The 12,740-nt window shown below is 71.5% G+C and carries 12 protein-coding genes; 5 read left to right on the top strand and 7 right to left on the bottom strand.

What is annotated here, in order from left to right:
• The first annotated feature begins 165 nt into the window (after positions 1–165).
• Complete coding sequence (locus JO379_RS05230; RefSeq protein WP_130876551.1) at positions 166–1,767, top strand: alpha/beta hydrolase; 1,602 nt, start codon at positions 166–168, stop codon at positions 1,765–1,767.
• Positions 1,768–1,868: 101 nt separating this feature from the next.
• Here the strand turns inward: JO379_RS05230 and JO379_RS05225 are convergent, their stop codons facing one another.
• Positions 1,869–2,702 (bottom strand): TIGR02452 family protein, encoded by an 834-nt coding sequence (locus tag JO379_RS05225; protein ID WP_209514135.1) that lies wholly within the window; start codon positions 2,700–2,702, stop codon positions 1,869–1,871.
• 222 nt (positions 2,703–2,924) lie between these two features.
• Here JO379_RS05225 and JO379_RS05220 point away from each other — a divergent pair, with 222 nt between their 5' ends.
• Positions 2,925–3,308 carry an SSI family serine proteinase inhibitor gene (locus JO379_RS05220; RefSeq protein ID WP_209514132.1) on the top strand — a complete coding sequence of 128 codons (384 nt, stop codon included), beginning with the start codon at positions 2,925–2,927 and terminating at the stop codon, positions 3,306–3,308.
• A gap of 19 nt (positions 3,309–3,327) precedes the next feature.
• Here the strand turns inward: JO379_RS05220 and JO379_RS05215 are convergent, their stop codons facing one another.
• The 5 genes from JO379_RS05215 to JO379_RS05195 form a co-directional block, all read right to left on the bottom strand.
• Entirely contained in the window at positions 3,328–3,486 is a 159-nt protein-coding gene (locus JO379_RS05215) for a hypothetical protein (RefSeq protein WP_165451482.1), read from the bottom strand.
• A gap of 123 nt (positions 3,487–3,609) precedes the next feature.
• Positions 3,610–4,560, bottom strand: a complete 951-nt coding sequence (locus tag JO379_RS05210; protein ID WP_130876548.1) for a cytochrome c oxidase assembly protein — start codon at positions 4,558–4,560, stop codon at positions 3,610–3,612.
• Positions 4,561–4,698: 138 nt separating this feature from the next.
• Entirely contained in the window at positions 4,699–5,724 is a 1,026-nt protein-coding gene (locus JO379_RS05205) for a 6-phosphofructokinase (protein ID WP_130876547.1), read from the bottom strand.
• A gap of 153 nt (positions 5,725–5,877) precedes the next feature.
• Entirely contained in the window at positions 5,878–6,606 is a 729-nt protein-coding gene (locus tag JO379_RS05200) for a type 1 glutamine amidotransferase (protein WP_130876546.1), read from the bottom strand.
• A 27-nt stretch (positions 6,607–6,633) separates the two neighbouring features.
• Positions 6,634–7,872, bottom strand: coding sequence for a MurT ligase domain-containing protein (locus tag JO379_RS05195; protein ID WP_130876545.1), 1,239 nt, complete (start codon positions 7,870–7,872; stop codon positions 6,634–6,636).
• 164 nt (positions 7,873–8,036) lie between these two features.
• Between JO379_RS05195 and def the strand changes: the two genes are divergently transcribed.
• Positions 8,037–8,675 (top strand): peptide deformylase, encoded by a 639-nt coding sequence (def, locus tag JO379_RS05190; protein WP_209514130.1) that lies wholly within the window; start codon positions 8,037–8,039, stop codon positions 8,673–8,675.
• Positions 8,676–8,702: 27 nt separating this feature from the next.
• On the opposite strand, the gene JO379_RS05185 is transcribed toward def, so the two are convergent.
• Positions 8,703–9,347 (bottom strand): TetR/AcrR family transcriptional regulator, encoded by a 645-nt coding sequence (locus tag JO379_RS05185; RefSeq protein ID WP_130876543.1) that lies wholly within the window; start codon positions 9,345–9,347, stop codon positions 8,703–8,705.
• A 151-nt stretch (positions 9,348–9,498) separates the two neighbouring features.
• Between JO379_RS05185 and JO379_RS05180 the strand changes: the two genes are divergently transcribed.
• Together JO379_RS05180 and JO379_RS05175 are read left to right on the top strand one after the other, a co-directional pair.
• Entirely contained in the window at positions 9,499–10,725 is a 1,227-nt protein-coding gene (locus tag JO379_RS05180) for an acyl-CoA dehydrogenase family protein (RefSeq protein ID WP_209514128.1), read from the top strand.
• 366 nt (positions 10,726–11,091) lie between these two features.
• Positions 11,092–12,729 (top strand): TROVE domain-containing protein, encoded by a 1,638-nt coding sequence (locus tag JO379_RS05175; protein ID WP_209514126.1) that lies wholly within the window; start codon positions 11,092–11,094, stop codon positions 12,727–12,729.
• Positions 12,730–12,740 lie beyond the last annotated feature (11 nt).

The raw sequence follows: 12,740 nt of genomic DNA, 5'->3' as shown, positions 1-12,740 counted from the left end.
CGCCACAGGTGCCACCCCGGGTTTCGTCATCCTTACAGATTAGTAAAGAACGTCCGTGCGACCTGTCCTTTGTGGCAATGGAGGCGAAAGGATCCCCCTGCAGCTCCGTGATCATCGTCGCGGCGCATCAGCGCGTACGCGGCGCATCAGCAGGGGGAAAACCACGTGAGACCTACAGCAATATTCGGTGCGGCCGGCACCGCGGTGACGGCCGCACTCGTCGCCGGGCTCCTGGCCGCACCGGCGGCCGACGCCGGCGAGCGGGTACCGGGCGGCGCGGCCGAGGCGAAGGGTGTGCAGATCGCCGCCGCCAAGGCGGCGAAGAAGGGCATCAAGTGGCAGGACTGTCCTGCCGCCTGGGGCCTGGAGAAGCCGATCCAGTGCGGCTTCGTCACCGTCCCGGTCGACTACACCAAGCCGAACGGCCGCACCATCGAGATCGCGGTGGACCGGGTCCGTTCCACCGGTAAGGCGAGCGAGCGCCAGGGCGCCCTCCTGTACAACCCCGGCGGCCCCGGCGGCTCCGGCATGAAGTTCCCGCGGCGGGTCACGACCAAGAACCCGCTGTGGACCAAGACGTCGAAGGCGTACGACTTCGTCGGCTTCGACCCGCGCGGCGTGGGCCACTCCGCCCCGATCTCCTGCACTGACCCGCAGAAGTTCGTGTCGGCCCCCAAGGCCGACCCGGTGCCCGACAGCGAGGCCGACAAGCGCGCCCAGCGCAAGAAGGCCAAGGAGTACGCCGACGGCTGCCACGAGCGCAGCGGCAAGCTGCTCCCGCACCTCACCACGATGAACACCGCCCGTGACGTGGACGTCGTCCGCGCCGCCCTCGGTGAGAAGAAGCTCAACTTCCTGGGCATCTCCTACGGCACCTACCTCGGCGCCGTCTACGGCACGCTCTTCCCGAGCCACGTCCGCCGCATGGTCGTCGACAGCGTCGTCAACCCCGCGCAGGACAACATCTGGTACGAGGCCAACCTCGAGCAGGACGTCGCCTTCGAGGGCCGCTTCAAGGACTGGACGAAGTGGGTCGCCCAGCACGACGGCACCTTCCACCTCGGCAACACCCAGGCCAAGGTCCAGAAGCAGTGGGAGAAGCTGCGCGCCTCCGCCAAGAAGAAGCCCATCGGCGGGGTCGTCGGCCCGGCCGAGCTGATCAGCTTCTTCCAGGACGCGGCGTACTACGACTCCGCGTGGGTCCCGGTCGCCGAGACCTGGAGCAAGTACCTCGCCGGTGACGAGAAGGCCCTGGTCGAGGCGGCGGGCCCGGACCTCTCCGACACCGTCGGCAACGCCGCCAAGGAGAACGGCAACGCCGTCTACACCGCGGTCGAGTGCGCCGACGCCAAGTGGCCCACCAGCTGGAAGAAGTGGGACCGGGACAACACCCGTATCCACCAGCAGGCGCCGTTCATGACCTGGGCGAACGCCTGGATGAACCTGCCGTGTGCCACCTGGAAGTCCAAGCAGGGCACCCCCCTCGAGGTCGCCACGCACAAGGGTCTGCCCCAGACGCTCATCGTCCAGAGCGACCGTGACGCCGCCACGCCGTACGTGGGCGCGGTCGAGCTGCACAAGCGCTTCAAGGGCTCGCGTCTGATCACGGAGAAGGGCGCCGGCTCGCACGGCGTCGTCGGCCTGGTCAACCCGTGCATCAACGACCGGGTGGACGCCTACCTCATCGAAGGCAAGCTCGACGCCAAGGACGTGACGTGCGCCCCGCACGCCACCCCCGAGCCGCCGAAGGCCGCCGCCGCCAAGTAAGGCGGGCGACGACCACACGGGACCGGGCCCCGGTCTTCCCTCAGGACGAGGGGAGAGCGGGGCCCGGCTCGTTCTTCCGCCGCCACCCTCCGCCGGAGGAGTCAACGCCCCCGCGGAGCGAAGGCCCTCGCGAAGGCCGCCCTGGTCGGGGAGTCGGCGGTGCGGTCCAGAACGCCGAAGACGACGTGCTCGAAGCGTCCCGCGAAGCGGCCCTCACCGGTCAGATGGCCGTGGAACGCGGCCGCGACGTGGGCCGGGTCGTTCCGGAAGACCCCGCAGCCCCAGGCGCCGAGCACCAGCCGGTGGTAGCCGTGCGCCGCCGCCACCTCCAGCACCTGCCCGGCCCGGACGGCCAGGGCCGCCGGGACGCGTGCCGTGAGCTCCGGCTCCCGGCGGGCGATCACGCCGGCGTTGGGGGCGGGAGAGGTCAGGAACCCCGCCGTGAAGGGCGTCTCGAGGAGGGCGCCCCGGTCGTCGCGGAACACCGGCACGCCGGGGGAGTGGATGACGCGGTGACTGTAGAAGGGGCTGGGGTCGGCCCGGTGCGCGGCGTAGAACTCCGGTACCTCGCGCAGGCACGTATAGAGCGCCGAGCCGCGGCACAGCGCCTCCTCCTGGGCCTGCGCGCCATTGAGGTAGCCGCCCCCGGGGTTGCGGGCGGAGGCGAAGTTGAGCACCGCGACCGTGCCGCCGGCCGCCATCCGGCGCGCGGCGTCCAGGCTGCCCTCGGCGGTCACCTCGAAGACCGTCGCCCCGGCCGCCCCGTCGCCCGGCTCCGGCACGGCCACCGGTTCCGGCCCGTACAGCCGGGTCCCCCGTACCGCCCGGCCGATCGCCTCCGCGAGGCCGACGGTCCGGCCGGCGGGGGACGTGTAGCCACCGGTCGCGACGATCTCCTCGGTCTCCTTGGCGATGCCGCGCAGCCGGGCGCTCATATGCGATTCCTTGTCATGGTTCCCTTGCGATGATCATTACGGAGCGCCGAGCGTACGGGGCGGGCCGATTTTCGGCCATGTCTTTTTCGCGTGCCGCGGCCGCCGACCGGGTGATCGTGCGCCGCCACCCGGCCTACCGGCCGGTGCGGCAGCTTGCCGGCCCCGGCCCGGGCGGGTGGCCTGGACGGGGGCACTCCCGCGCCCGCGCCCCAGGAGGCACCGATGTCCGTACGTACCGCCGTGGTCGTGGCGACGGCCGCCGCGCTGACCATCCTCCCCCTGGCCCCGGCAGCCGCCGACGAGCCGGGTCAGGGACGGCTCTTCCTGACCGTCTCCGGCGCCCGCGACACCTGGATCCGCGGCCTCCAGCTGGCCTGCCCGGGGCCGGGCCACCACCCCCACGCACGCGAGGCCTGCGCGAGCCTGAAGCGGGCCCACGGCGACCCCGGCGCCCTGACCGGCGACCGGCACCTGTGCACGCGCGAGTACGACCCGGTCACCGCCGGCGCCGACGGCACCTGGCACGGCCGTGCCGTCCACTGGCGCAAGACCTTCCCCAACGCCTGCGCCCTCGAATCCGCGACCGGACACGTCTTCCGGTTCTAGGAAGACCTGTCCGGGGCGCTCACGACCCCCGGGCCGCCAGTGCCCCCAGGGTCACCAGCATCAGCACCACCCAGGTGAACCACAGCCAGCCATTGCTGCCGAGGGTTACCGAATAGGCGGTCACCACGACCAGCCCGCCCACCGTCAGCCCCGCCATCGTCCTCGTCGATCCGGGCATGCCCCGCACCTCCTCACGGCGGCCCCGACGTCGATACCGACAGGCGTGAACGCGCGGACCGCGGCCAGGAGACCATCGTCTCCCGGCCGCGGTCCGTACCGCCATACCGCCGGCGCCGCCCGCTCACTGCTCCCGCGTGCGCAGCGAGGCCAGATACGCGTTGTAGGCCGCCAGCTCCTTGTCACCGTCGCGGTCCGCCGTCCGGTCCGAGCGCCGTGCCTGGCGCTGGTCGGAGCGGTACCACTGGTACACCAGGGCGATCAGCACCACCACCGAGGGGATCTCGCTGAACGCCCAGGCGATGCCGCCGCCCGCCTGCTGGTCCGACAGCGGGTCGATGCCCAGCGAGGCCGGCGGGTTCGTGTACGTGCCGATCATCGGCTCCGAGGCCATCATCAGCGCGATGCCGAAGAAGGCGTGGAAGGGCATGCCGGCGAACAACTCCAGCATCCGCATCACGTATCCCGGCCGGTGCGGGCCCGGGTCGACGCCCATGATCGGCCAGAAGAACACCAGACCCACGGCGAGGAAGTGCACCATCATCGCGATGTGCCCGGTCTTGCTCCCCATCAGGAAGTCGAAGAGCGGGGTGAAGTACAGGGCGTACAGGCTCGCGATGAACAGCGGGATCGTGAAGGCCGGGTGCGTGATGATCCGCATGTAGCGGCTGTGCAGCAGCGCGACCAGCCACTCGCGCGGCCCCTTGCGCCCGCGCCCCGCCGCCGGCAGCGCCCGCAGGGCCAGTGTCACCGGGGCACCGAGCAGGATCAGGATCGGCGAGAGCATGCTGATGACCATGTGCTGCACCATGTGCACGCTGAACATGACCATGCCGTACTCGTTGAGCTTGGTGCACATCACCAGCGCGACCGTCAGCACACCGAGCACGAAGGCGACCGTACGGCCGACCGGCCACGCGTCACCCCGCCGCCGCAGCCGCACCACGGCCCAGCCGTACAGGCCCAGCCCCAGCAAGCAGCTGATCATGAAGAACGGATCGCCGCTGAACTCCAGACCCCGTCCCAGGGTGAACGGCGGCAGATCCATCATCATGCCGTGCCCGCTGTGATCCATCCGCTCTCTCCCATTTCGCACCAATGCGCCGGGACCAGAGTAGAGCCGCCCCCGGCCGGGACTCCGGCCGGGGGCGGCTGTCGCGCACATGCCCCGTGAGCTGCCCGGGAACGGTCGGGAAAAGGCGTGGGAGTCAGCTCACAGCACGCACTCGACCTCGGCGTACCGCTCCTGCGGCACGGTCTTCAAATGCTCGACGGCCGCCGCCAGTGGCACCAGCGTGATGTCCGTACCGCGCAGGGCGGTCATCATCCCGAACGCCCCCCGGTGCGCCGCCTCCACCGCGTGCCAGCCGAACCGCGTCGCCAGCACCCGGTCGTACGCCGTGGGCGTACCGCCGCGCTGCACATGGCCGAGGATCACCGGCCGGGCCTCCTTGCCCAGGCGCCCCTCCAGCTCGACGGCCAGCTGCCGGGCCACACCGGCGAACCGCTCATGGCCGTAGACGTCCGTGGCGCCGACGTCGAAGGCCATCGTGCCCTCGCGCGGCTTGGCGCCCTCCGCGACCACCACGATCGCGAACCGCTTGCCCGCGTCGAAGCGCTGCCCGACCACCTTCGTCAGCTCGTCGATGTCGAAGGGGCGCTCCGGCACGACGATGGCGTGCGCGCCCGCGGCCATGCCCGAGTGCAGGGCGATCCACCCGGTGTGCCGCCCCATCACCTCGACGATCAGCACCCGCTGGTGTGACTCGGCGGTGGTCTTCAGCCGGTCCAGGGCCTCGGTGGCCACGCCCACGGCCGTGTCGAAGCCGAAGGTCACATCGGTCGACGCGATGTCGTTGTCGATGGTCTTGGGGACGCCCACGATGGGCAGTCCGGCGTCCGACAGCAGCCGGGCCGCCTTCAGCGTGCCCTCGCCGCCGATCGGGATGACGGCGTCCAGACCGAGCTCGGCCACATGCCCCTTGGCCCGCTCGACGCCGTCGCGCAACTGGGCGGGCTGTACCCGGGAGGAGCCGAGGATCGTGCCGCCGAGGGCCAGGATGCCGCCCACCGCGTCCAGGTCCAGCTTGCGGTGGTCGGCTTCCAGCAGACCTCGCCAGCCGTCGTGGAAGCCGATGACCTCGTCGCCGTGGTCGACGACGGCTCGGTGCACGACGGACCTGATGACGGCGTTGAGTCCGGGGCAGTCGCCGCCGGAGGTGAGTACACCAATGCGCATGACAGGGAACCTTCGCAACAGGGGCCTTGAGGCCGGACCCCGTCGTCCGGCTGGATCCCCGCCACCCTACTCGCGAGGGGTGACGGGGGCCGCGACCATCCATCATGCGGTCGCCGTGCGGGCCCTCGCGGGGCCCGCACGGCGCCTGCGCCGTTACGCGGGCTGGCTGGCCGCCGCGATCCGCTCGGCGCGCAGCGCGTCGTACCACCGGTCGTCGACCGGCGGCAGGGCGTTGACATCCAGGGCCAGCTTGATCAGCAGGTCCGCGATGTGCGGGTTGCGGGCCATGACCGGGCCGTGCATGTACGTACCGAAGACCGTCTCGTTGTACGCGCCCTCGGTGCCGTCACCCGTGCCGTTGCCCTGGCCGAAGCGCACCCGGGCGAACGGGCGGGCGGTCGGGCCGAGGTGGGTGACGCCCTGGTGGTTCTCGAAACCGGTCAGGGGCGGCAGGCCGAGCGGCGCGTCGATGTCGGCCAGCACATCGCCGACGCACCGGTCGCCCTCACCGCGGGTGCTGACGACGTCCAGCAGACCCAGGCCCTGCTCGCGCTGGCCGAGGTCGTTGATGAACTCGTGGCCCAGGATCTGGTAACCGGCGCAGACCGAGAAGACGATCGCGCCGTTGGCGACGGCCCGGTTCAGACCGCCGTCGCGGCGCAGCCGCTCGGCCGCCAGCCGCTGCGGCCGGTCCTCACCGCCACCGATCAGGTAGATGTCCCCGGAGGTCGGGATGGGCTGGTCGGACCGTACGTCCACGCGCTGGACATCCAGGCGCCGCTGCAGCGCACGCCGCTCCAGGACCAGGGCGTTGCCCTGGTCGCCGTAGGTGCTGAGCAGGTCGGGGTAGACCCACACCAAACGCAGACTGTTCTGGCTCATGCTCACAATCCTCAGTCTTGAGTGGGGTCAGTTGCCGACGCGGCGGCGGACGTCCTGGAACGCGGTGTAGTTGGCGATCAGCTCGATCCGGCCGGGCGGCGCCGCCGCCACCGCCTCGTCGACGCTCTCGCAGACCCGGAAGTCCAGGCCCGCGACCTCCAGTCGCACCGCGAGGTCCAGCTTGCGGTCACCGATCACGAAGATCGGGTGCCCCGCGAGCCGCGGATAGTCCACGTCCCACAGCCAGGAGGTGTCCGTGCCGTCGGCACCCCGCGCGTTCACCGACAGGATCACCGGTGCGGGCGGGCCGTCGATCAGCGAGAACGTCTCCAGCCAGCCGGCCGGGTTCTTCGCCAGCAGCAGCCGGATCTCGCGGTTCATGTAGGTGACCACGTCGAACCGGCCCGCGACCGCCTGCACCTGGTACATCCGCTCCAGGGCCACCTGCGGCGGCACCCCGAAGGTGGCCGCGACGGCCGCCGACGTGGTGGCGTTCGCCTTGTTGGCCCGGCCCGGCAGCTGAAGGTGGATGGGCCACGCGCTGCCGTGCGGGTCGAGGACGTAGTCGCCCGACAGCGCCCAGCTCGGGGTCGGGCGGCGGAAGCCGCACTCGCCGCAGAACCAGTCGTCGCCCGGGCGCTGCATGACGCCACCGCACGACGGGCACGACCAGGCGTCGTCCTTCCACTCCTGACCGGCCGCCACCCACACCACGTTCGGCGAGGAGGAGGCGGCCCATACGATCAGCGGGTCGTCGGCGTTGGCGATGACCACGGCCTTCGTGCCCGCCAGACCCTCGCGCCACTTCTCGGCGAGCATCCGCGTCTCCGCGGCGCGGTCGAGCTGGTCGCGCGAGAGGTTCAGCAGCGCTATGGCCTTGGGCGAGACATCCCGGGCGACTCCCGCCAGGTACTTCTCGTCCACCTCGATCACGCCGTAGCGCGCGTCCGAGCCACCGGCCAGGGCCGAGGTGATGCCCGCGGGCATGTTCGCGCCCAGCGCGTTGGACACCACCGGGCCGCTGGCCCGCAGTGCCTCGGCGATCAGCCGGGTCGTGGTCGTCTTGCCGTTCGTCGCCGACACCAGGACCACGTCCAGGTGGGTCGCCAGCCGCGCCAGCAGATCGGGGTCGAGCTTGAGCGCGACCTTTCCACCGATCACTGATCCGCTGCCGCGGCCCGCGGCTCGCGACACCGCCGCAGCAGCCTTGCCCGCCGTCACGGCCAGCTTGGCCCGCGGCGACAGCGGCCCCGTGTTGCCTGCCATCGTCCTAGATCCTCCTTGCATCCGGCGCCGCGCCTGTCCCTGGTCCGCCGGTGGAACGCCCCCTCCGCGCCGAATCGCCAGCCGGGAGGCTTCGGTCGGGGTGCAGCCTATCGAGATCCCGCCGTGGGCCCGAACCCGCCGTCCGGTGAACGTACGCTGGGGGGATGCGAAAAGGTCTCATCCCCGGCAGCTCCGGACACGTACGACCCATGCGGCTGCTTGGCGATCAAGGCCTGCGCACCCCCTGCGAGGAGGTCACGGACTTCGGCGCCGAGCTCGCGAAACTCATCGAGGACATGTACGCGACGATGTACGCGGCCCGGGGCGTGGGCCTCGCCGCGAACCAGATCGGCGTCCCCTTGCGCGTCTTCGTCTACGACTGCCCGGACGACGAGGACCGCCGCCACCTCGGCCACCTCGTCAATCCGCGGCTGGTCACGGCCGACGGTGACGTCTTTCCCGGCCCCGAGGGCTGTCTCTCGCTGCCCGGCCTCGAAGCCGGCACCCCGCGCTTCGACCACGCCGTCGTGGAGGGCTTCACCGCCGACGGCTCGCCCACGCGCGTCAGCGGCACCGGCTTCTTCGCCCGCTGTCTGCAGCACGAGTGCGACCACCTCGACGGCGGGCTCTACATCGACCACGTGACCGGGCTGCGCCGCCGCCGTGCGCTGCGGGCCGCGCGGCGTGCGCCGTGGTGGGAGCCGGGTACGGCGGAATCGGCCTGGAGCGCGACGGCGGACACGTCCGTCGGTACCGGCTCCGGCCGCCCCGGCCGCCCCGGATCCGTACGCACCGAGGCGTAGGGACCCCGGGCCGGGCGGCCCCGGGGGTCAGAAGCCGGGGCCGTCCGAGCGGTCGCCCGCCACGGCCAGCCGGCCCCACAGCAGATCGGTGAGGTGCCGCACCAGTTGGGCGCGCGGGAACGGCTGCTCGCGCAGCCACCAGTCGCCGGCCGCGTGCATCATGCCGACGATCCCGTGGCCCCAGGTGCGTGCGAGGTCCTCGCCGCCCGGCCCGAGGTCGACCCGCTCGGCGATCACCCGGGCCAGCTCCTCGCCCATCCGCCGCAGCAGCGGAGCGGAGTGCCGCCCCACGTCGAAGCCCTGCTCGGAGGGCTGGTCCTCGTCGGCCGGGTGCATCAGGAACCGGTACACCTGGGGGCGCGCCTCTATCGCCGCGAGATAGGCGTCGAGCGTCGACTCGACCCGCTCGCGGCGGGCCACCGGCGCGTCCAGCGCCGAGCGCAGCCCGTCCAGCAGCGCGTCCGTGTGCCGTACGGCCAGGGCCCGGTAGAGCCCTCCCTTGTCCCCGAAGTGGCGGTAGAGGATCGGCTTGGTGATCCCCGCCTCGGCCGCGATGGCGTTCATCGACGCCCCCGGACCGTCCCGCAGCACCACCCGGTCCGCAGCCTCCAGCAATTCCCTGCGCCGCTGCTCCGCCGCCCGCTGCTGATCGTCCCGCTGAGTGGTTTCCATATGACGTGCCTCCCCGCCCCCGTGCTTCTGTGACGCCTGCGCAACGTAACACCCGCACCACGCAGCGGATCCGAGGGGCGAGGGAGTTGACACGCCTACTGACGGGTAACAGACTCGCGTTACCGGGAGTAACGATCGCGTTGGAGGGGTCATGGCGGAGTTCACCATGGAGCTGAACGAGGATCAAGTGGGCGTCCGTGACTGGATCCACGGCTTCGCGGCCGACGTGATGCGCCCGGCCGCCGCCGAGTGGGACGAGCGCGAGGAGACCCCCTGGCCCGTCATCCGGGAAGCGGCGAAGATCGGCCTGTATTCACTGGATTTTTACGCGCAGCAGTTTCTCGACCCCACGGGGCTCGGCATCCCCATGACCCTGGAGGAGCTCTTCTGGGGTGACGCGGGTCTCGGCCTCGCGATCGCCGGGACGGGTCTCGCCGCGATCGGTGTCTTCACCAACGGCACCGACGAGCAGATCGGCACCTGGGTGCCGCAGATGTACGGAGACGCGAACGATGTGAAGCTCGCGGCCTTCTGCTCCTCCGAACCCGACGCGGGCTCGGACGTCGCCGCCATGCGCACCCGGGCCGTCTACGCCGAGGCCACCGACGAATGGGTGCTGACCGGCACCAAGACCTGGGCGACCAATGGCGGCATAGCCGACGTCCACGTCGTCGTCGCGGTCGTCGACCCCGCGCTCGGCTCCCGCGGCCACGCCTCCTTCATCGTCCCGCCGAACACCCCGGGGCTGTCCCAGGGGCAGAAGTTCAAGAAGCACGGCATCCGCGCCTCCCACACCGCCGAGGTCGTCCTCGACGGCGTCCGGGTCCCCGGCCACTGTCTGCTGGGCGGCAAGGAGAAGCTCGACGAGCGCCTGGCCCGGGCCCGCGAACGTGCCGCGAAGGGCGGTGAGCGCGGCCGGAACGCCGCGATGGCCACCTTCGAGGCCTCCCGCCCGGCGGTCGGCGCCCAGGCCGTGGGCATCGCCCGCGCCGCGTACGAGGTCGCCCTCGACTACGCCCGCACCCGCGTCCAGTTCGGCCGCCCGATCATCGACAACCAGGGCGTCGCCTTCCAGCTCGCCGACATGCGCACCCGGATCGACGCGGCCCGGCTGCTGGTCTGGCGGGCCTCCTGGATGGCCGCCACGGGCAAGTCCTTCACCTCGGCGGAGGGCTCGATGTCGAAGCTCTTCGCGGGGGAGACGGCGAAGACGGTCACCGCCCAGGCCATGCAGATCCTGGGCGGGAACGGCTATACGCGGGAGTACCCGGTGGAGCGCATGCACCGCGATGCGGCCATTTACACCATTTTTGAGGGAACGAGCGAGATCCAGCGGTTGGTGATCGCCCGGGCGGTCTCCGGCGTGCCGATCCGCTGAGCCGGCCAGGAAGAGGCCCGGAAACAAATGACGTTGCGCCCTCGGCGTCCGCCATTACAGTGGTGTCCGTCCAGGTGCGACAGGTGATCGTTACTTCTCCTTCCCAGAGAGAGACCCGGGTTCGAATCCCGGTCGGTGTGTTCGGACACCGGTGGCTCAGCGGCCCAGAGCGCTTTGTCACGATCGCCGACCTTGATCTCTGGACACCTCGACCCGATACGCACCTCCCGGTGCGCAGGGTCCGGTTCCTTCTTGTGATGAAAGCACCGGCCCCGTCCTTGATCTCGGGAGGCACGACAGCGGGGCCCGGCGGGATACCGCCGGGCCCCGCTGTCGTGCCTCCCCTCCGCCGTGGGGGGATTTTTCATGGCACGCTTCAACACCCGCACCACCCGCCCCGCCGCGACGTCGCCGGTCGTCAGCGAACAAAGCCCCTCCACGCGCACGTACGAAGGGGCCGCGGGGTACGCGCGCCCGGCGAAGAGCGAGCTCTTCCTCCTCGCCGTCGGCAATCTCGTCGGCACCGACACCTTCTACGAGAAGGCCGGCGAGCGGGACGACCGCTACGCCCGGCTCGTCCGCGAACTGGCCATGACGGACCCCGGGTGGACCGTGGACTTCCTGCGCTGGCTGCGGGGTCCGGGCAGCATGCGCACCGCCGCCCTCGTCGGCGCCGCCGAGTTCACCGCCGAGCGGATCCGCCGGCAGGCCCCGGGATATTCGCGGCAGGCGGTCGACGCGGTGCTCCAGCGGGCCGACGAGCCGGGCGAGTTGCTCGGCTACTGGACGAGCCGGTACGGGCGGAATCTGCCCAAGCCCGTCAAGCGCGGCATCGCCGACGCCGTCCGCCGCCTGTACACCGAGCGCGCGCTGCTCAAGTACGACACGGATGCCAAGGGCTACCGCTTCGGCGACGTCCTCAACCTCGTGCACCCGGCGCCCGCCGCCGACAAGCCCTGGCAGGGCGACCTGTTCCGGCATGCCCTCGACCGCCGCAAGGGCCGCGACGAGGCGATCCCCGCGTCGCTGACGACGCTGCGCCGGCGCGCCGAGCTGATGGCCGTGCCGGTGGAGAGCCGGCGGAAGCTGCTCCTGGACGCGGGGGAGGGCAATCCGCTCGACGGCGCGGGCATGACGTGGGAGGCCCTCGCGGGCTGGCTGCAGGGGCCGATGGACGCCGCCGCGTGGGAATCCGTCATTCCCTCCATGGGGCTCATGGCCCTCGTCCGCAACCTCCGCAACTTCGACGAGGCCGGGGTGGGCGAGGCGGCCGCGGAGCGGATCGTGGCGCGGCTGCGCGACCCGGAGCAGATCGCGAAGTCCCGGATGCTGCCCTTCCGGTTCTGGGCTGCGTACAGGCACACGGAGTCGCTGCGCTGGGCACACGGCCTGGAGCGGGCCCTCGACGCCTCGCTCGCCAACCTGCCCGCCCTGTCCGGCCGGACGCTGATCCTCGTCGACCGGTCGCCGTCGATGTTCCCCGGCGCCTGGTACTCCACGCCGAACCGGTCCGACATCACGCTCGCCGAGCAGGCCGCCGTCTTCGGCGCCGGGCTGGCGCTGCGGGCCGAGAGTCCGACGCTCGTCGAGTTCGGGATGCGCAGCGCGGAGGTGCGGGTGCCGAAGGGCGGCAGCATGCTCCGTCTCGTCGGGGAGTTCGGCCGGATCGACGGAACGGACATCCCGACGGCCGTGAAGAAGCACTACGACCGGCACGACCGGGTGGTCGTGGTGACGGACGAACAGACCCGCCCCGGCTGGCTGCCGTCGAACTGCGCGAACCACGGCGGGCTGCCCGAGACGCGGATCGACGATCTGATCCCCGGTGATGTGCCGGTGTACATGTGGAACATGGCGGGCTACCGCCCCGGGGCCATGCCGTCGGGCAGCGGCAGTCGGCACGCGCTCGGCGGCCTCACCGACGCCGCGTTCCGGATGATCCCGCTGCTGGAGGCCGGGCGGCACGCCCGCTGGCCGTGGGAGGACGGGGCGCCGGGCCGCTGAAGGGCGTCCGC

The sequence above is a fragment of the Streptomyces syringium genome, assembly GCF_017876625.1.
Taxonomy (GTDB): domain Bacteria; phylum Actinomycetota; class Actinomycetes; order Streptomycetales; family Streptomycetaceae; genus Streptomyces; species Streptomyces syringius.
The sequence above is the reverse complement of the archived record's forward strand: the minus strand, read 5'-3'. Positions and strand labels throughout refer to the sequence as shown.

What these genes read in the sequence shown, in the direction of transcription:
- JO379_RS05225 (WP_209514135.1), bottom strand. Translation starts at nt 2,702, where the DNA reads ATGAGCGCCCGGCTGCGCGGCATCGCCAAGGAGACCGAGGAGATCGTC.
- JO379_RS05220 (WP_209514132.1), top strand. Translation starts at nt 2,925, where the DNA reads ATGTCCGTACGTACCGCCGTGGTCGTGGCGACGGCCGCCGCGCTGACC.
- JO379_RS05215 (WP_165451482.1), bottom strand. Translation starts at nt 3,486, where the DNA reads ATGCCCGGATCGACGAGGACGATGGCGGGGCTGACGGTGGGCGGGCTG.
- JO379_RS05210 (WP_130876548.1), bottom strand. Translation starts at nt 4,560, where the DNA reads ATGGATCACAGCGGGCACGGCATGATGATGGATCTGCCGCCGTTCACC.
- JO379_RS05205 (WP_130876547.1), bottom strand. Translation starts at nt 5,724, where the DNA reads ATGCGCATTGGTGTACTCACCTCCGGCGGCGACTGCCCCGGACTCAAC.
- JO379_RS05200 (WP_130876546.1), bottom strand. Translation starts at nt 6,606, where the DNA reads ATGAGCCAGAACAGTCTGCGTTTGGTGTGGGTCTACCCCGACCTGCTC.
- JO379_RS05195 (WP_130876545.1), bottom strand. Translation starts at nt 7,872, where the DNA reads ATGGCAGGCAACACGGGGCCGCTGTCGCCGCGGGCCAAGCTGGCCGTG.
- def (WP_209514130.1), top strand. Translation starts at nt 8,037, where the DNA reads ATGCGAAAAGGTCTCATCCCCGGCAGCTCCGGACACGTACGACCCATG.
- JO379_RS05185 (WP_130876543.1), bottom strand. Translation starts at nt 9,347, where the DNA reads ATGGAAACCACTCAGCGGGACGATCAGCAGCGGGCGGCGGAGCAGCGG.
- JO379_RS05180 (WP_209514128.1), top strand. Translation starts at nt 9,499, where the DNA reads ATGGCGGAGTTCACCATGGAGCTGAACGAGGATCAAGTGGGCGTCCGT.
- JO379_RS05175 (WP_209514126.1), top strand. Translation starts at nt 11,092, where the DNA reads ATGGCACGCTTCAACACCCGCACCACCCGCCCCGCCGCGACGTCGCCG.